Origin of the sequence: Flavobacterium turcicum, assembly GCF_011365745.1 — a bacterium.
Lineage (GTDB): Bacteria > Bacteroidota > Bacteroidia > Flavobacteriales > Flavobacteriaceae > Flavobacterium > Flavobacterium turcicum.
The window spans coordinates 361,750-381,275 of sequence record NZ_JAAOBY010000002.1 but is presented as its reverse complement, the minus strand read 5'-3'; the positions used below and the strand labels follow the sequence as shown (position 1 = coordinate 381,275).

Genomic DNA, 19,526 nt, shown 5'->3' with positions numbered 1-19,526 from the left:
GCAAGACAAATAGTCGCTTTGCAAAAAGGCCTCGTGGCGCAACTGAATAGCGCACTTGATTACGGCTCAAGAGGTTACTGGTTTGAATCCAGTCGAGGTCACATCTTGGAACAAATCAGAAATTGCCTGATTTGTTCCTTTTTTTTTACCCGCTAACTTACTGCTAAACAACAACATAAGTCTTAGTCCTTCATTGATTCTTGTGGTTCGACATTCAAATCCTTCATATGTAAGTTTTTCAGGAAAAATTGAACCAATTATTTTTCTTTTTGCTACTGTTGAACCCTCCTCGTACAGTGTTGAAAGTTGAGAAATATGACTTACTGCCTTATTAAGCAAAGGTTCAATGTTAGAAATCTTGCTGTTTCCAGTTGTCAATTTTGCTTCTAACCTGTTGATTTTTTCTTCTGTCTCTATTTTTATTTTACGATAATCATCAGCATCTAAATCTCCATTTACTAAAAGATTCCTCGCTCTGGCTAATCTTTCATTAGTATTCTCAATCTCTGTTTTTAGCTGATTTATATCGCTACGCTGATTTTTAGTTTTATTGTTGAATACGGAAATTATTACTTCTTTATAAAGTTCTAAAAATGGCAATGGCTTGGTATATTTTCTAATTTCATCAATAACAACATTATTCACAACTGATGACGTTTCACGAAATGTACAACCTAACCTGCAGTGATAGTAATAATAGTGTTGAGAACGCCCTTTAGATTTACTAGCTGTTAGTAATTTTCCGCAATTTGGACATATCAAAAAACCTCTTAAGGGAAATTCGGGGTGCACAGTACTTGTCGTTCTTCTGTGCTGTTTACGACCATCTAATACATCTTGGGCATCATAAAACACCGATTCGGAAATTAAGGGTACGTGTTGCCCTTGGACTAATTGACTTTCTTCCTCTTTATACTTTGGAATAAATACTTTGCCGCAATACACTGGATTACGTATTGAGCCCCAAAAAGTATTTTTACTACACTGAAGACCTTTATCGTTTGCTAAACCCCAAATTTGCTCTGTGTTTAATATTCCTCTAGCAAGTTCTTCAAATACCCACCGCATAATACCAGCTTCATCTTCTCTAATCGCTATATATTTTTTACCTGCTTCATCTACTTTATTGCTATACCCTATCGGCGCAATGCCCATAACTCGACCCTCTTTCTTTGCTCTTCGCATGCCATGAAATACATTTAAAGCCCTACGATCATTCTCAACTTCAGGAGCTGCAAGGTAGAATGCAAGCATCATTTTATTTTCAGGAATTGAAAGATCTAACGGCTGCTCAACTGCTTGAGGTTCTACCCCTAGTTTACGTAACGTGCTGATCATTTGATAAGCATCACCAGCATTACGACTAAACCGATCCCATTTTGTAAACAGTACCAAATCGGAATGACCTTTCTTTGCCCGAAGTTCTAGTAGTAATTTTTTCCATGACGGTCGGTTAAATGTTTTGGCTGAATGATCTTCAATAACAACTTTCCGAACTTGTATGGAATTCAACTCACAGTATTTACGTAATCGCTCTTCTTGATCACGTTGAGAATATCCTTTATCTGCTTGTTCATCTGTACTTACTCTGATATATAAATCTGCTATTTTCATACTATTACAGTTAATATTTTTAACAAGTTTTTACTTAAATAATTATTTGTAAATTTACAATATTTTCTTTATCTAAATACGTATCAACCACTATTTCAGCCATTTCGTATAAAAAATCTAGAACTTCTGTGACTTGTTCTATATTTAGGTCATAACCATCTTTAATTAATAATTCCATAGCTTTTTGCGGTGTAATTCTAACAATCTCCTCATTTTTCATCCTTCACCTCCTTCTATTGATAGCAAAAGCCCGCGGAACGGGCTTAAGTTACTTTAGTTAATATTAATTTCATTTTTCATCAAGGAAAATAAATTGTACTTGGTTGCTTTTTATTGCGCTTGGCTATATAATTAATATAACCGTACTCACTTAGCTCACGTATGCATTTATGATAAGTAACTGGACCTGATATTTTGGCGATTTTCATAATTTCATATCGGTACGCGTGAATTGGGTTTACAAAGCCTTTATTGACTCTAAATTGAAGCAATGCAGCATAAATACCAATATGTGTTATACTGATACGATAATCGTTCTCTATTGCTATAAAGAAATCAGATAAAGGCTTTAATGTTTCCATAAAAATTATAAAGACTGACTTTTTTTTCTCTTCTTACTTTCCTTTGGCACCTCAGGACCATCATCGTCCACACTTTGACTATTCTTTTTACTATCTTGTTTTACAGCAGTTTTTTCTCCTTCTGACTGCTTTTCGTCTGTAGACTGCCGATTATCCACTCGTTGCATATTACCATCATATATATTGATTGTTTTGAACTGTGGACTTGCTTCAATATACTGTTTGACTTCGTTTCCCTCTTTTAAAAAAGTAGCAGATTGTAAGTTTCCTTTTTTCATAGAATCCATAAGATCCTCTTTGAATTTAGGATTTTCTAATTCTTTGATTGGATGTTTGGACAATGTAGCTTCAAGATCGTAACCATAATTTTGATGGTATTGGTTTAATTTGAAGTTTCCATTGGTTTCTGGTTGCTTAAAATCCATTTGCACCCAAGCATTATAAAGTTCCCCTTCTTTGTTTGTAAGATCTTTATTTACAGCTCTTCCTTCCATCAAATTAAAAGCTTCTTTCATTGTAATATTACTTCCTTTATTAATATAGAAAGTTTGTTCTAGCGCTTCTTTTGTTCCTTCTTTTTGCAATTCAACTTTATAGGAATTAAAGAAATACATATCGCTTTGCTCTGATTTTTTAAAATTCAATGTAGCAACAGTAGTACTATTTCCATATTGCGCATTATGGTTCAAAGTGAAACTAGGTTCTTCTTTCTGCATTTTCGCTTTCAGTTCGCTTTCCAATCCTTCACCGAAACCGGTGTACTTAATCTGGTCTCTTAAGTATTCAAAATTTTTCTCGTTCATGATCTTTATTTTAAATGATTATAAATTTAAAGTGTTGTAAGAACTTTAACTTTCATAAGTTTCTTGTTCTTTATATGTAATTCTAAATTTCTGCCACCATTCTTTTCTATTAGCTGTAAGACAAGGTGTTTTTGCTCTGGAATTGTAAATTTCGGAAGGGCATATACAAATGCATTTTCGGACTCAAATTTAATTTGTGGTACATCATTCAGAATATAAATTGGAATAATTTCAATTTCTTGCGAAGCGGTACGTTTTATTTTCTTAGTGTCATGTATAAAAAGACGAAGTTGGTCAATATCATAGTTGATTTTAGAATTATTGGTAACGGTTATCCTGTAATACATAACATTATCTTTTACAAAAATTCCATTCAGTTCAAAAGCAATCTTATATTTACTTTCTTTTGCACCTCGCAATTTTTTTTTATCGTAAAAAGACAATTTGGAATATTCCTGAACCTCTTTCTCGTTTACAGAATCTGGTGAAAAAAATAGTTCTTGACCTTCGGATTTATTCTTATTGACAGAAAGATTCAATATTGGCGCATTCTCATCATAATTTAGGACAAAAGAATACAGCACTCCGTCAGCAGTAACCACAGTAAGGTTGGTTTCTAGAAACCCTTGCTGAGCTGCCTTGATTTGAAGGATGTTTTCAACTCCTTTAGCTTTTTGAACCAATACATCTTGACTTCCTTTATCGAAACTTTTAATCGCAAAAGGAAAAATGATATTGCTGGTTTTTGAAAACCCAATCGTTAGAGAATCCGGCTCAATTTTAAAGAAATGCTTTTTAAGAGTTTGTTGCGCCATGGCGCTCATAGTAATAAGTAAAAAATATACCATTACCAATACATTGAAATTTTTCATATTTTTCATTTTTATTTTTAATTAGATTTTTGTTGTTGTTGCTTTTCATCATATAAAAGGACTTTGTAGCCCGATTTTACAACTACTTTTACAAGTTTCACTTTTTTGCTGAGTAGATTTTTTGCCGCTTCAATTCCCGCTCCAGCTGCTTGTGCACCCCAAGAATCATCAAGCGATGCAACGCCTAAAGTTTGCATAGAACGGTCGGCAGATGCTTTAGCTACATCTCTATTAATGGCGCCAGGAATATAAATACCACTAAGTCCATCTAGATCAAATACTGATAGATCAACAGGAAATAAAGCATTATTATAGCGCAAATTATCAATAGTAATAGCTAACCTTTCACCTTTTAAGGAAGCTACTCCGAATACAAAATGGTTCTTTGGAATCTTTACCCCATTGATGAAAATAGCATTTGAAAGTCGTAACTTAACGGTTGATCCATTTACAATGGTTTGCGTTTCGTGTACAACTGCCTCAACGGCATTTTGCACAGCATCTGAAACTTCATTTTCATCTAAAGAATAAAATCCGTTTAGGCTGGATTGACGTTCAACACCACTAGGTCTTGGATAAGGCTTTTCCAATGAAGAGATAACATTTTCATCATATGTAGTACTTATGGAAAATACTTGTCCTCGATTTGTCTCCGAAGCTTTCCGAATTTTTTCTTGTACCCTATCTGGATGTTGGATATCAAGAATACTTTCAAGCATGCCACTGAGTTGTTGTAATTCTGGATCTTGATCTCCACTTGTAGTATTCACAGATTGCATCATTTCTTCCAGTCTGTCAACCTCACTTGAACTTGTAGGACCGGTATTTATACTTTCATACGTATCACTATCTAAATTTTCATTTGTGGAAACTACAGGATTGGCAATTACTTTTTGTAGTGCTTCTAGTTTTTTACGAACTTTTTCTTCGTTAAGATCCCGATTTATGGTGCTTTTTAATCCTTTACTACTATTGTTAAAATCGGAACCAGCTGAAGGCACATCGCTTGCAATAGGAATTGAGTCCTCGATAAAATTTTGCCCCAAATAGTTTGGATCTTTTTCAATGAGTTCCTTAAGCTTTATAGAATCAAGTGCTGCTTGATCATAATAGTTCATTTTATCTAATGCTTGTCCTTCTTTTAAGTTAGCATCAGGTAATTTCAAATTAAAACCCTTTTTTTCTGTTTTTTGTTCCTTTGATGCATCGAATTTTCCTCCACCTAGCGCCCAAAATAGAGCTGTTACAAAAGGTAAAACTAATAACGGAAGCACCAATAACATTTTACGCTGTCTTAACATTTTAGGAGATTTTGTTTTTTGTTCCATAATTTTAATTTTTAAATTGTGAGTAATAATAATTTTCTATCATTGAAAGACTATCTAAAAGTCCAGGACGATTGCGCGCAATCCTATCATAAAGTATTTTTCCTGTTGTACTTCGTCCCAAGCTATCCATGTATTTTCGAAAATGAATAATTTTTTCAAATTCTGTCTTACTAACAGGAATATCACTTTTAAAGAGATCCTTTTTAGGTTGTGTGGCTTTGGTTTTAGTCATTTTTACGATATGCATCGCATTGTCTGTATTTGAAAAACTACCATTTATTACATAAATGCAACAAGTACCTGTAACTCCTACAAAACATACTAGTAATACGATCCAGCTTTTGGGTGATAAATGTGCTGTCTTAACTTCTAACCAATGCGCACATTTGCATTGCAATCTAATAATGGCTTCATTAATTTTTTGTATTAAATGACCCTTTAAATTAGGTTCGTCTTTAGCCTTAATTTTATGCTTCTTTTTAAATGAAAATTTCATAATTGTTACTTTTATTATTTTCTGTTTTCGCTACTTAAATCACGATTTTCAATAGTATTCCATTTTTCAATCAAAAAACCATGTGGATTGTTGTCACTTCTTGACACATTCCGAAGACTACCTTCGGTTATCAGACTGCGGTAAGCAATACTTGTAGTGCGGATAATATTTTGAGTTGCATAACATCTAAATAAATAGGGATACTCATTAATATCCACCGTAACACTGTCCACTTGTATTGTTTGACTAACATTGCCTGAGATTATGCCAGCGTAATAGCCATTTTCTTTTAGGTCATCATAAATGCGTTTGGCACTTTCATCAGCCATATACAGCGCCTTAGTAACATTTGTTTTGATTACTTTATCGTCTGGATCGAGGGTAAAGAAAAATTTATGAAAAGTCATGACATGATCGCGTGCTTCAACTGGTATGTTATCTTTTCTATCAGAAGCATAGGCCTCAAGAGCTTTTCCATTTGCCAGTATATATACCTTCTCCTGCATTTGTGAGACCAGCGTAAAACTTTTGTAAAGTGCAAAGCAAGAGATTATGATGCATCCAGTTATGACCAACATTGTAAAGCTGCGAACGTGACGAAAGGCGGTATCAATATTTTTTATTTTATTAAACATAATACTTCAATTATTGATTAAGAATTTCCTTTTAATTTATCACCCATATAGCTCTCGGTGTCTTTAAAATAAGGTGACGAGGTACTTGATGCTGACATTCCTTGCGACATACGTCCTGCTGCGTTTCCCATTGCATCTACAGCCATACCTGCGCCCGATGAAACGGTGTTTACTGCGGTGTTTGAAGAATTACTGAAAACACTTGTGACTTTTTGACTTAATGCTCCACCACCGCCAGCATGCACAATATAGTTAGCAACAGAAGGAACTGTAAAATAGCCTACGATACCAATGATCATAAAAACCAAGTAAGCCATATCGGTTCTGCTAAAAAAAGTAGCACCATAATCATTGACTTGAGAAATATCAAGTTCGAGCATCTTTTCCTGAATTTTACCAATAATACTCCCAAATATATTTGCTACTGGCAGCCATAAATAAATATTGATGTAACGCGCTAGCCAAACACTGAGTGTGTGTTGAAAGCCGTCAAATACTGCAATTCCAAAAACCAATGGTCCTAATATTGACAGTACTACAAGCTGAAAAGTGCGAAGCGTATCAATACAAAGTGAAGCTGCTTCAAAAAGTACACGCAATACTTCGCTCATCCATTCCTTCACTGAATTGCGAAAATTAAAAGATGCCTTTGCCATAGCAAATTTTATATCGTTTCCAATTCCTTCAAGCATTCCCTCTTGATTGGGATCAGCGTTATCATGAGTATATTTGTACCATTTGTCTTGATCCCCATCACCATCAGCACCAACGTACATTTGCCACATATCAGATGATTTTATTGCCTCTTCTTTTTTTTGTAGTAGTACTTCAATAGCCTTATTTGATCCTTCAACCATAGCCGCTGTTGCCGTAACTGTAGGCTTCATAATCCCATTAATCATATCCAAAACGGACGGAAAAATCATAATGCAAAACCCAATAACGAAAGGACGAAAAAGTGGATAAAAATCTACAGGCTCAGCACTTGCTATGTGCCTCCATACTCTAGAGGCGATATACCAGATAGCTCCAAATCCTGCAATTCCTTGCCCAACACCCAACAAGTTACTGCACAATGGCATCATCTCGTCATACAACTGATCCAAAACACTATGCAAGCTGTTCATATCGTCTGCTAAACCTTGAGCCTGAGTCGTAAAAGGCAACAAAATCCCCATAACTACAAGAAATGTAGCTTTTCTTATTTTTATCATAGTAGTATTTTTTAATTGTTGGACTGAATTGTTTTACGGATAGCGTTTACATCATTCTGTTCTTTGGCACGTTGGATAGCAAGGACTGAAGTATTATTATTGAAGCTTCTCAAAAACAAAAGCTTCTCTTGCATATCAGCATAAATCTTGTCTATTGCCACCAATCGCTCGTCATCAGACATCCTGAGCTTACTAGCTGTAATAATTGTAGTTAACTCATCGAGATTTCTAAGGCTTTGCCTAAATAAATTATCATACACTCTTTGAAAATAGTCTACCTCCTCATTAGTGAAATGTCCACTATTTTTAAATCGGTTAAAGGCATACTTGTACTCCTTCACTAAAAGAACTTGGTAATTTATTATATCACCAACTCGTTTATAGTTGCGAACTGTTGGGCTTACTTGCATCAGTGCATCCAGAAAGCTTTTATGTAAATCGAAATTCCCTTTAGATAGATTTTTTACAGTGTTGTAGCCACCGTTAAGAATCTCGTACCCTTTTTTCATATCCTTTAGAATTTGCTTGAACTGAGCCAGTTTTTCAATGTTCAGAACCAACTGTTGCATTTCTTGTGATTGAGCAAGTGTCTTTTGAGGATATACCACACCGAAAAAAATAATTATTATACTTACAAGCTTTTTCATGGTATTTTAGTTTTAAGGCCTTGCAGAGCGTGGCTGATTTTTATATCCATTTGATCTTTAGTTCTTGACAAAGACAATAATCTGATTTGGTTTCCAAACTGTTCACAAAAACTATAATTCCCAACCATATCTTGATACAAGGAATCAATTCGATTCACTCGCTCCTCATCACTCATTTGAAACTGGTTGTCTGTTATAACTGTATTCAGTTCATAAACTATTACTTTACAATTATCAATTACTCTGTCAAAAACCCTTTTGATGTATTCCTTTTCATTTCCATAAAACAGATCATCTTGTTGGATTTGCTCATAAGTGAAATTGTAACTTGTGATGATGCTAGTCTGAAGAGATAGTATCTCTGAAACTCTCTGATAATTTTTAATTTTTGAGTTAACATGTTTTAGTGAAGAGAAATAATCTGTATGAAGATTAATTTCTCCTCTTTTAAAGTCGCTTATAGTATGGAGTCCGTTCTTTGTAATTGAATAGCCTTTTTGAGCATAACCAATATACACTTGTAGCGCTGCAATTTGTTGTAACAATACCTTTCTTTGTTTGGCCTGTGCAGAAATGGTTTCATTTGAAAATCCTGCCAAGAGCAGAAATAAAATTATTCTTTTCATGATTTCACGGTTTTAGTAATACTATTCCATAAAATTTCTTAATTGCTTCAATATCACTTTTAGTTTTGGCTCTTTGCAAACTTAAAAGTACATTTTGCCTGTTAAAAAGCATAAGATCATCATAGTTCGCATCAATCATATCTGCTGCGGAATTGATGATTTTAAGTCTTTCAGAATCACTCATAGTTGTAGTAAAAGAGTTTAGAATTAAAAAAATCTGATCAATATTTTTCATGCTTTCGTTTAGTATGCCAGAATAGACTTTTTGCATATAATCCAATTCCCCAGAATTAAAATGCTTGTCTTTCTGAAAGAGGCGCCAAGCACTTTCATACGCATCAACGAGACGAACTTGCTTTTGGGTGATGTCCTTTATTCGTTGGTAATTAGCAATAACACCCTTGACCTTCGTCAGTTCCTCGTAGTAATTCTGATACAAGTCTTTTTGCTTTTCTGTCCAATCAGAAATTTCTTTGAGTTTTATTTTAGACAAAGTATTTTCTAATTTTTTTTGCGCATTTTGTAGCCAAATGGTTTTGTTCTGAAGCTTTTGTATTCTCAGATCCATTGCTTTGATTACTTTTTTAATCGCACCTTTTATTAATGCAATAGGAAGTATTCCTGCTGGTGTAGCAGATTCTACAGGTGTAGCTGTAAGCATAAAGCACAACAGAAAAACCATAATTTTGTTTTTTGCTCTCATATCTTTAAAATATATTTATCGCAGTTACTTTATTTTATTTTTGAGTTTTCATTTTTCATATCCTTTGCCAATGCAGCTATACCTTTTTTAATATCACCATCAAATTTTTTAGCGTAGGCCTGTACCTTTACTTTTTCCGTTTCTTCTGTTGTGTAGGCTAAATATTCTTCAAGAGATACTTCTGTTCGGTACACTTTAGACAACATACCTCCCAAAGAGATAAATACCTCTTTATATTTTTTATCAGGATCATTTGCCTTATTTACTGATAATACCATTGCTTTTTCTTTTTCAGTTAAACCCAATAATTCTTGGATTTGCTCAAACTTATTTTGATACTTACTTTGATCTAGTAATATTTTGCAATCACTGTTATTGATTATGGCTTGTTTTACTACTGGTGAGGAAATAATATCTTCTACTTCTTGCGTAACTACGACGGCTTCACCAAAAAACTTTCGAACAGTTTTAAACAGGTACTTTATATATTCTGCCATACCTTCTTTAGCGATTGCTTTCCAAGCTTCTTCTATCAAAATCATTTTACGGACGCCTTTTAATTTTCGCATTTTACTGATAAAAACTTCCATGATGATGATGGTCACAACAGGAAAAAGAATGGGATGGTCCTTAATATTATCTAGTTCAAATACAATAAAACGTTCTTTTAGTAGCTCAAGATTTTCGGTAGCATTTAGTAGATAATCAAATTCACCTCTTTGGTAATACGGTCGCAAAACGTATAGAAAATTGTTCACATCAAAATCCTTTTCCTTTACTTTATCACCTTCTAGTATTTTTACAAAATCATTTTTTAAGAAATCATAAAAAGTATTGAAACAAGGAAACAGATTTTCATCGGTATTTAATTTTTCGTAATACAATTGAAGCGCATTCGATAGTGCTACATATTCACTTCGGTTAAATGTCTCGTTATCTTTTTTCCATAAAGCCAACAATAGGGTTTTGATACTTTCTTTTTTTTCTGTATCCAGATTATCACCTTCACTTATGTAAAATGGATTGAACCGTATGGGATTCTTTTCATCATAAGTAAAATAATAACCGCCTACCATATCACACAATCCCTTGTAGCTGTGCCCAACATCGACTAGGACAATATGTGTTCCTTGCTCGTAGTAGCTTCTGACCATATGGTTGGTGAAAAAAGACTTTCCACTTCCTGATGGACCTAGAATAAATTTATTACGATTTGTACAGATACCCATCTTTACAGGCTCATCACTAATGTCAACATGTACTGGCTTACCTGTCAAGCGATCTCCAAGTCTTATTCCCATTGGACTTATCGAAGAACGATAGCCCGTTTCTAAATTCAGAAAACAAGTTGCTTGCTCCAGAAACGTATCAAAAGTGTCATTCATTGGAAAATCTGCAGCGTTTCCAGGAATACCAGCCCAAAAAATCTGAGCTGCTCCTATAGTTTCCTGTTTGGCTACCGCATCCATCTGTGCTAAAGCAGAAGAGACTTTATTTTTTAAATCTTTTAGTTCAGTTTTAGTATCAGTCCAAACCAATACATTAAAATGTGCCTTAACTGCCAATCGTTGCTGGCTAAATGCCTCATTTAGAAAATCATTTGTGGCATCTCGAGCTATCAAATTCTCTCTGCTGTAAGCAGATAGGGATTGTAATCGCAATCGTTTACTTTCTAGTTTCTGCAATGTTTTCTGAAAATCCTCTATAAAAATATACTGATTGTATATGTGATTACAGGAAAGTAATTGCCCTAGCGTAGAGGCAAAGCCGATGCTGAATTTTGTTTTGTCTGTTGAATACCTGTCGTAATTAATTCTAGAACCACACAATGCTGGTAAGTCTGCTGCATCGCCCAATGTGTATATTTGACAATGTTTATCGCCAACCTGTAATCCATCATTGAAAGCAATATCTTTAAAGACAAAGGAATTTTGATTATCAGAAAGAAAGCAATATTGCTCTATAATTCCAATCTTTCGGCTGTGACTTCGAAGATCATCATTAAGAAGCCGTGTTAATTTTACAAAACCACTGTCTTCTAATATTCTTGCAAATTGTCCGGTACTATCTATGAATTCTTGACGCATTTGTGTATTTAATGCTTCTTCGGGAACTATTGTTGTTCTCAATAAATTAGAGAATAAAGAACTTGACGTTTTTCTTCCTTGTGGTTTCTTGGTCAAAAAAATATAACACGAATGATCTAAAAATGGTCGCTCATTAAAAAATTGCTCACTACTTCGTGAAAGAAAACTAGTATCGTCATTGGTAAAATCGGCTTGAAACTTACTATCAACAAACCAGTCCTGCTTGTGAAATACGCTAAACTTTGGCAATAACTTAATCGATTTAAGCCACGCCTGATGAAAAGCCTCATATTCCTGATCAGACAATGTAAATATTTCAGGAAGTTGTACCTTGAATACAACCGTTACATCGCCTTGTTTGGAAAGAATGCAATCATGCTCCACATCCATAATCGGTAAAATATCATCTATCCTTTTCTCCATCTTTTCTATCATTTACCTATTAATAATTGTAACCAAAAATTATTTTTGCATCTTGAAAATTTTTCTACTTTGAACTCTAATTGCTTTTGGAACTTGCCTTTTAGCCAATGCTTTCATCATTCCAAATTCTCCATATTTGCGACTCATTTTATATATTTTAAAAACCAACAGCGCTCCTAATAATCCAATAATTCCAATACAAACAAATGAGGGTAAACCAATGATATAAAGCACTACAAAGAGGATCATAAGTACTATGATACCGCCACCTAAATACCATATGTAATGTGCTTTTAATCCCTTAAATTCTATACTTTGATTGATTCCTTTATTAATTTGGTAGACACTTTTTTTCATCTTATCGATTTTTAAAATTTCATTCTGCTATTCTTTCTCATCCCAGCGTAAGATTGTTGCTGCCATTTATCACTTTGACTTTCAGACGATGCAAAAGCATTTATTTCTTTTTTAGACTCCTCTCCATTTTTTATATTCAGTTGAATAACTGGTGCAGTATTGGATAAAACTGACTCAATATTTGAACTTGTTTCATTCTGATTTTCTTGTTTTAATTGATTTTGCTGAATTTGTAATGCTATTTCCCTTTCTAAACTTGAAAGTTCACTTTTCATTTGTTGCAATTCATTCTCATTATTAAAAGGTTTTGAGGCCAGTTGTTGCAACTTTGGTAATTGCTCTTCGATTACGACTAAGGATTTTTGGTATTTTTCTCGTAGATGCTCTACCCTGTCAATAGCGTTCAAAAAATGCCGGGCCGCCAATTTAGGATTGTCTACGTTAGGCGATCCACCATTGAGGGAATATTTAATACCATCTTCTGAGCGTTGTGCATAAAAACTATTAGAATATCGGTATTGGAAAAGTCCATCATTTTGGAATGCCTCTCGCTCTCTTTTTATGTACAATGCAAAACCATATAACTTTCCGATTTGCTTTGCGTCACTTTCTCCATCGGCAGGTTTCCAATTTTTATAAAGTTCAATGACTTGCTTTCCAATGTTTTCAGAATCTTGTGCCTTGAAACCATTAATTTCTATCGAATTCAACTTTGTACCATCGGCGTCATATTTCAGATTCTTTTTATAATAATCTTCATCGAATATAAGCTTACCCAACGTTTTGGCAGTAGTAACTTTTTCCTCTTGAAGGTATTCTACCTGATTTTTTGTTCTTGCAATTTCCTTAAAATGCGCCTTTTTAAGGCTTTCCATCACAGCTACTTTCTTTTCCAGTTTTGATTTTTCCAATAAAGAGGTATCTCCAGATAATACAGCTATGTATTCTGAAAAATTCATTCCACTTTTCTCATCCATAGACCCTTCATCAATTGAACGAACATTCAATTCACAATTTTTCATTTGACTTATGAACGTTTGCTTGTTTTTCAAAAGATTAAATTTGTAATTATCTAAAGATTGTTCCGTAGCGTAAATAAAATTCTTTACTTTATTTTCATAATGTTGTTTCGCAACTTCGTTGCCTTGCCTGCTTCCTCTCCCATTGCGTTGCCCTAAATCGGATGGTCTCCAAGGAATGTCTAAATGATGCATTGCTACTATGCGTCTTTGCACATTTAATCCCGTTCCAGCTTTTTCTGTGCTTCCTAATAGAATGCGTATTTCTCCAGTACTCATTTTAGAAAATAGCTGCGATTTCTTTTTGTCGGTCCAGTCATGTATATAAGTAATTTCAGAAGCTGGAATATTAAAATCCGTAACCAATTTCTCTTTTAGAGCATCATACATGTTAAATGCATCTGGTTTAGGTGTTCCTATATCCGAAAAAACAATCTGCGTGCCTTTATGGAGTGTTGTTTTATTATAAACTTCAGCCACATTTCGGGCACAAGTATTGATTTTATTATTGGGATGATCTGTATAACTTTCGTCAATTAAGCGCATATCAGCTGCCATTTTTTTAGCATAATTAGTGGCGATTAACATCCGTCCTTTGTCCTCCTCTCTACTTAAAGGTGCTCTTCCAATCAATGTGGCATTACCTGTCTTTGCGAACTGCATCAGTTGAACTATGAAAGCACTTTGCTGTGGTGTTGGACTGATGTTTACCAATTGCTCGTCGATTTCGGGTTTGTCCAAATCAATATGTTTTGCTGTTTTATAATCTGTAATTTCATTATAGAATAATGCCAGTTCTGGTACTTTAATAAAATGTCGAAAACGCTCTTTAGCAATAATCTCATTGGTGACCGAAAATTCAAAATCAGTTGTTTTTCTAGCAAAAACAGAGGCCCATCCATCAAAGTTTTCAATGCGCTGGCGTTCCATTTCTTTAGGTCGCAAATATTTAAAAAGCAAATACATTTCCGTAAGACTATTTGAAATAGGTGTTCCTGAAAGAAAAGTGACACACAAATCGGAATCAAATTTTTGTTGGAGCGAACGAACCGCAAACAACATGTTTAGTGCTTTCTGACTGCCTTGCATATTTCCAATTCCAGCTACTCGGTCATGTCTGGTTGTGAAAGTCAGATTCTTAAATTTGTGAGATTCATCTACAAACAAATGATCGATACCCATTTCATTAAAGTTGATACCGCTATCTTTCTTTTCTTCCATGTCTTTTAATAACCCCTTAAGTTTTCCATCAAGATTGTTTTTACGAATTTCAAGCCCTTTGAGTATTTTTTTAGAAATGTCGCCACCCAATTCTTTAGCGGTTTCTAAATCACGTTCCACATTGTCTAATTCATTTTCTAAAATCTCTTTTTGAATTTCTGTTGATTGGGGAATTTTTCCAAACTGGTCATGGGTCAAAATAATACAATCCCAATTGTTGTTTTTAATTTCGTGAAATAACCTAAGTCTTTTCGATGGCCTGAAATCATTTTCTCCAGGCGCTAAAATTCGAGCATTAGGATAGGCTTTCTTGTACGTTGTTGCAATTTGATCTACGTTAGCACGAAGTGCAAGAATAGCAGGTTTTTGTATGATTCCCAATCGCTTCATTTCGTTAGCTGCAACAATCATAGTAAGTGTTTTACCTAACCCGACTTCGTGATCAATTAATGCACCTCGATTTTGAATAATTCGCCATGCTGCATTCTTTTGTGAACTGTATAAATCATCAATTTCAAGCGCTTTTTTATTCAGTCCAGGAAAAGTCAGATGGCTTCCGTCGTATTCACGAAGTACAAAACAATTGAACGTTTGATTGTACAAGTTTTCTAATGTTTTTTTATCCTTTTGAGGCAAATCTTGCAACCATTCTAGAAACCCATTTCGAATAATTTCAATTTTTTGATGTGCCAATTGTATAGCTTCATTGTCAGGAACTCGTATGGGTTTACCATCAAATCCCTTTATCTCATAAGTGAAAAATGGTGTGGTATTCTCTAACGCATGCTCCATTATGGTATAACCGTAAGTAGTTCTTCCACTTTTGGTAGTTATAGCAAATTCTCTGTCAATTTTTGTATTGTGCCCAGTACTAACTTTGAAAGTATCCAGTGATGGAAAATATTTAATATCTGTAGCTTGTTCAAATAATTGCTTGGCAAAATCTTCATAATATGAAATCGGAATCCAACGTTCACCTAGATTAAAATCCAAAAGTTCAAAAGGAATTACTTCAGGTTGCACTTTTTCTAAAGCCTGCACCCCTTTATAATATTGTCCATTTTCAGGATATTGCTCAAGGGCTTCTTTTGCTTGTTGCAACTTTTCTACAACATTTCCACTTAGGTAGAGGTCTGATGTCTCCCATTTTTGGAGAATTGGGTTTAAATAAATATGATGATTAAGACTTTCAATCGCCTCATTTTCTCCGAATCCTGTGGCAGCGGTTATAAATTCTAAATCCACAGATCCTCTCTCGTTCAAGCTTCTCGCCAGTGCTTCAATTGGATCATCAGTAAAATACCGTTCCTGTTGCTTTAACATTGATACACTTAAAATATCGGACTTCACATACCTCTCGCCTTCTTTTCGTTCCAAGGAGGAAAGGATGGTAAACCCAAATGCGACATCTTGCATAATTAGCCTACGATTGGCTACACTATTTAAAATTCCATATTGAGCAACAAAATTAGTATACAGCTCTTCTAATTTTTTTCTTGATGCTTCAATGTCAATTTGATCGGATTGCTCTTTTTGAAATAATTCCAAATAATTATCCCTAATAGCAACATAAGCATCATAAAATTTAAGATTTCCTTGCTGAAGTATTGGTTGAAAAAAAGCTTGCTTGTACTCATCATTTATGTCATTTAAAACCCCTACTTTCTCGCCAATTCGAACGAGTGTGCCTTCTTTGTAAAACGATTTGATTGTGGCGACGTCTTCGTGCAATTGCTGTTCAAGATTAAAAGCAGCTTCAAAGGTCTTATCTCCTTCATAAACGTAACTATGGTCAAATTGCTGTAATGTATTGGATAATGCCAATAGTTCGTGAGGCAGTAGTCCACCGTTCATCCAATTGGCTGAAAAACTATCAATTTCTTTAATGTTAGAATATAATTTATACAAGTACCTATTCGAATTGGTTTGTTTGGCGGCAATAAGCACTATATTTTCATGCAATGGATTATCTGTGGTGCGTATCGTACTTAAAATTCTTGCTGTTTTCTTGTCTACAACTGTTTCATCCAATGGATTAATGTAATCCATAGCTCGGTTAATATTCTCGGCTGGCACAGTATCAAACAATCCCAATTGCACAGAAATACCAATCGCTTTGCTCTCTGGCATAGACAAATAGGTAAATTTTTGTGTAGTAGCATCTAATTGCTTAACATTATTAATTTGTTGTGATTTTTCAAAACGCTCTTTGTTGAAATTTTCTTTTAGTCCATCAGTGATTGTTTCAAACAAACGGCTTTCAATTGAATTGATAGCGCCAGTTTGCCATACCTTTTGATGTGCTTGCCCGTATTGATTTTTACCTGCTTGCACTTGATCACCAATTAGTAATTCTGATCTTTCCTGAAGATATTTATTGGTGTTGTATTTCCCATACTCATTTTCCAGTACAAGCGTCTTCAAAAGCTCATTTTCGTCATCTGAAAACTCTTTTTTATCTGTATTTTTTTGAACAATAAGCAGATGGTTTGGGGCTTCTGTATTCCCAGTTTCTTTCATTAAGTTATCAGGCATGACAGTGAGACTAACAAAATCTGCATTTTGAAAAAGATACTGTCGGGCACTTTCATTAGATGGACTATTTAGAAAACCATCGGTAGTGATATAAGCCATCAAACCACCATTGGCTAATTTGTCTAATCCTTTCGCAAAAAAGTAATTGTGGATTTTTCCTGAAATAGCTTTATCAGGATAGTTTTCATCATAAACTGAAAAATTACCGAATGGAATATTGCTTACCACAAGATCATAACTATAATTGTCATTTATCGGCGCTTCTTCTAAACCTGTTATATGGGTTGTTGTACTTGTTGCCAAAGCACTATTCAATACCGAAAGAATCATACCGCTTAATTGATCCTTTTCAACAGCTGTAATCTGCTCTATTTTTGGAAATATTTTTACGGCTTCGGTGATGAATATGCCTGATCCTGCTGATGGTTCGTAAACTCTTTTTGGAACAATTCCTTGCTCTTTAAAAGCATGAAACAAAGTTTGAGGTACAATTTCAGGTGTATAAAAAGCAGTTAATACACTATTGCGAAGCGAAGCAATAATACTATTGTATTGCTTTTCAGAATAGTGATCTTCTAAAAGTTGGTGCAAACGTATGATTTCTGGATATAATTTAAGATCCTCCTTAGTAGCACCAGAGGCTGTCCAGTCTTCTATACTCCCTTTTGGATACAAAATAGCTTTGATCCCACCAAAACCTGCGTACGCCTTTAATGCAGTTACACTTTCTTCTGTAAGCACACTGCCTTCCTGCCACTGTATTGCAATGGCTATTGCCTCAATATTGGCACTTAGTTTTTGGGATAAATTGTAAGCCATAATTACTCATTTTCATACATTACATTTCCATCAATAGCTTAATTGAGATAAACCGCCATTTGTCCTATAATGGCATGTTTTAAAAAAGTATTATCTTCATTTTCATTAGTAAAACCAATGGTTTCAAAAACTTCTTTACAGCTTTCAACAAGGTTGATTACTTCATAAATAAGTATTCCTGACTCATAAAACTGATTGTAATTTGATTGAAACTCCTCTTCAAGTAGTAATCGGATATACACATATCGAGAAGGTTTTAAATCTTCTGTTAGCAGATTGAGACAAATTTCCTCAATGATATATTGTGGTGTAGCCTCCTCTAACAGCTCGTCCACAATGGATTTTACGGTAACTATTTTTTCATTTAAGTATTCAGATACCCTATACTCCTCTTGGAGGGTAAACATTAAATCTGGATTGTTATTGATGATGTACAACCACAACTTTTCTTTTAAAACATCTTCCATAACGTAGTTGTTTAAATCCCAAAAAAGGATTGTATTACAGTGGCAACTACAACTAAAAAAACACAGCTGCCAAACCAAGCAGCGGCAACTTTTCCAGTATCAGGATCACCTGCGTTCCATTTTTGATACACTTTAACAGCACCTATTAAGCCCAAGATCGCTCCAATAGCATACATTAATTGTGTTCCAGCATCAAAATAACTTCTTACCTGCTGATTGGCTTCATTAATTCCAGCCAAACCATCTTGAGCATAAACACTATGATTAATCATAAGCGATGCAAAAAGAATTATAGTTAATGCACTTTTTTGATTGCTCAATTTTTTAAAATTTCTTTTCCATTTTTTCATAACATATTATTTTAAAGTTTAAATAATTTGATAAAAAAACGAAGGATCTGTCGCTGTCGCAATTCCACTTTCCTTTCTCATATGTCCTAACACGCTGGGTCGGACAGGAACATTTCCTCCGTTAATTTTTTAGATTTTATCATCCCATAAATCTTCAACCTCTGCCTGTATTAAGTCGATGGTCTCAATTTTAGCAGACTCTGAGACAATAAATTCGCTTACTGAAGAACGAAAAGGAGAGTTTTTTACAGTTGGATATTCCTCAAGAACCAATCGTAAATAATCTAAGAGTTCCTGTTTCAAAATCTTTCTATTGATTGCATCTGCAATTACACTTTTTATTCGTTCTACCAATGCATCTACATCTTGAAATGTAGTATCAGATGCTACAAATGAAGATATAGCCGCAGAACTTGTTGAATCAATAAATTCGTGATCCTTGAAATCATGCTTTGATTGTGGTGTAGATTTTTCATTTACAGCACTAAATTGAAATTTTCGACTTCCAGTTACAATTTCTTTGATTTCTTCAAAGTAAAATCGAAAGGCAATAAATAAATACCAGCTTGCTAAAAGTAAGGAAGCTACAATGGTGTAATTGGTCCAAGAAATGTTTGTAAACATAATTTTATCATTTTATCGTTAAACATGAGTGCCTAAATAAACCGGTAATTAGAATGTTATCCAAAAACGATTTTCATTAATACAAGGCAAAGAAACAACAGTCAC

Annotated in this window: 18 protein-coding genes and 1 tRNA gene; 1 reads left to right on the top strand and 18 read right to left on the bottom strand. The window is 34.3% G+C overall.

What is annotated here, in order from left to right:
• Window positions 1-27: 27 nt before the first annotated feature.
• A tRNA-Arg gene (locus G9Q29_RS05540) sits at window positions 28-101 on the top strand.
• On the opposite strand, the gene G9Q29_RS05535 is transcribed toward G9Q29_RS05540, so the two are convergent.
• The 18 genes from G9Q29_RS05535 to G9Q29_RS05450 form a co-directional block, all read right to left on the bottom strand.
• Entirely contained in the window at window positions 67-1,614 is a 1,548-nt protein-coding gene (locus G9Q29_RS05535) for a recombinase family protein (protein WP_166134147.1), read from the bottom strand. The genes G9Q29_RS05540 and G9Q29_RS05535 overlap by 35 nt on opposite strands.
• A 34-nt stretch (window positions 1,615-1,648) precedes the next feature.
• Window positions 1,649-1,834, bottom strand: coding sequence for a hypothetical protein (locus G9Q29_RS05530; RefSeq protein ID WP_166134145.1), 186 nt, complete (start codon window positions 1,832-1,834; stop codon window positions 1,649-1,651).
• A 79-nt stretch (window positions 1,835-1,913) separates the two neighbouring features.
• The gene (locus G9Q29_RS05525; protein ID WP_166134143.1) at window positions 1,914-2,195 is read right to left on the bottom strand and encodes a hypothetical protein; all 282 of its coding nucleotides are present in this window, start codon (window positions 2,193-2,195) and stop codon (window positions 1,914-1,916) included.
• A 5-nt stretch (window positions 2,196-2,200) separates the two neighbouring features.
• Entirely contained in the window at window positions 2,201-2,998 is a 798-nt protein-coding gene (locus tag G9Q29_RS05520) for a hypothetical protein (protein ID WP_166134141.1), read from the bottom strand.
• A 26-nt stretch (window positions 2,999-3,024) separates the two neighbouring features.
• Complete coding sequence (gene traN, locus G9Q29_RS05515; RefSeq protein WP_166134139.1) at window positions 3,025-3,870, bottom strand: conjugative transposon protein TraN; 846 nt, start codon at window positions 3,868-3,870, stop codon at window positions 3,025-3,027.
• A gap of 17 nt (window positions 3,871-3,887) precedes the next feature.
• Window positions 3,888-5,198, bottom strand: a complete 1,311-nt coding sequence (traM, locus tag G9Q29_RS05510) for a conjugative transposon protein TraM (protein WP_166134137.1) — start codon at window positions 5,196-5,198, stop codon at window positions 3,888-3,890.
• A 4-nt stretch (window positions 5,199-5,202) separates the two neighbouring features.
• Window positions 5,203-5,694, bottom strand: coding sequence for a hypothetical protein (locus tag G9Q29_RS05505; protein WP_166134135.1), 492 nt, complete (start codon window positions 5,692-5,694; stop codon window positions 5,203-5,205).
• A gap of 14 nt (window positions 5,695-5,708) precedes the next feature.
• Window positions 5,709-6,329: a conjugative transposon protein TraK gene (gene traK / locus G9Q29_RS05500; RefSeq protein WP_166134133.1), complete on the bottom strand. Its 621-nt coding sequence runs from the start codon at window positions 6,327-6,329 to the stop codon at window positions 5,709-5,711.
• Between the two features lie 17 nt (window positions 6,330-6,346).
• Window positions 6,347-7,543 (bottom strand): conjugative transposon protein TraJ, encoded by a 1,197-nt coding sequence (traJ, locus tag G9Q29_RS05495; RefSeq protein WP_166134131.1) that lies wholly within the window; start codon window positions 7,541-7,543, stop codon window positions 6,347-6,349.
• 11 nt (window positions 7,544-7,554) lie between these two features.
• On the bottom strand, window positions 7,555-8,190 hold the full coding sequence (locus G9Q29_RS05490) for a TerB family tellurite resistance protein (RefSeq protein WP_166134129.1): 636 nt from the start codon (window positions 8,188-8,190) through the stop codon (window positions 7,555-7,557).
• Window positions 8,187-8,816: a hypothetical protein gene (locus tag G9Q29_RS05485; protein ID WP_166134127.1), complete on the bottom strand. Its 630-nt coding sequence runs from the start codon at window positions 8,814-8,816 to the stop codon at window positions 8,187-8,189. The genes G9Q29_RS05490 and G9Q29_RS05485 overlap by 4 nt, the downstream gene beginning before the upstream one ends.
• Window positions 8,817-8,820: 4 nt before the next feature.
• Window positions 8,821-9,519: a conjugal transfer protein TraI gene (locus tag G9Q29_RS05480; protein WP_166134125.1), complete on the bottom strand. Its 699-nt coding sequence runs from the start codon at window positions 9,517-9,519 to the stop codon at window positions 8,821-8,823.
• Between the two features lie 29 nt (window positions 9,520-9,548).
• Window positions 9,549-12,029, bottom strand: a complete 2,481-nt coding sequence (locus G9Q29_RS05475) for a TraG family conjugative transposon ATPase (RefSeq protein WP_166134123.1) — start codon at window positions 12,027-12,029, stop codon at window positions 9,549-9,551.
• Between the two features lie 39 nt (window positions 12,030-12,068).
• Entirely contained in the window at window positions 12,069-12,386 is a 318-nt protein-coding gene (locus G9Q29_RS05470; RefSeq protein WP_166134121.1) for a DUF4133 domain-containing protein, read from the bottom strand.
• A gap of 11 nt (window positions 12,387-12,397) precedes the next feature.
• Window positions 12,398-17,980, bottom strand: coding sequence for an Eco57I restriction-modification methylase domain-containing protein (locus tag G9Q29_RS05465; RefSeq protein ID WP_166134119.1), 5,583 nt, complete (start codon window positions 17,978-17,980; stop codon window positions 12,398-12,400).
• A gap of 38 nt (window positions 17,981-18,018) precedes the next feature.
• Window positions 18,019-18,447 carry a hypothetical protein gene (locus G9Q29_RS05460; protein ID WP_166134117.1) on the bottom strand — a complete coding sequence of 143 codons (429 nt, stop codon included), beginning with the start codon at window positions 18,445-18,447 and terminating at the stop codon, window positions 18,019-18,021.
• An 11-nt stretch (window positions 18,448-18,458) separates the two neighbouring features.
• Window positions 18,459-18,797, bottom strand: a complete 339-nt coding sequence (locus G9Q29_RS05455; protein ID WP_166134115.1) for a DUF4134 domain-containing protein — start codon at window positions 18,795-18,797, stop codon at window positions 18,459-18,461.
• Between the two features lie 129 nt (window positions 18,798-18,926).
• Complete coding sequence (locus G9Q29_RS05450; protein WP_166134113.1) at window positions 18,927-19,421, bottom strand: hypothetical protein; 495 nt, start codon at window positions 19,419-19,421, stop codon at window positions 18,927-18,929.
• Window positions 19,422-19,526 lie beyond the last annotated feature (105 nt).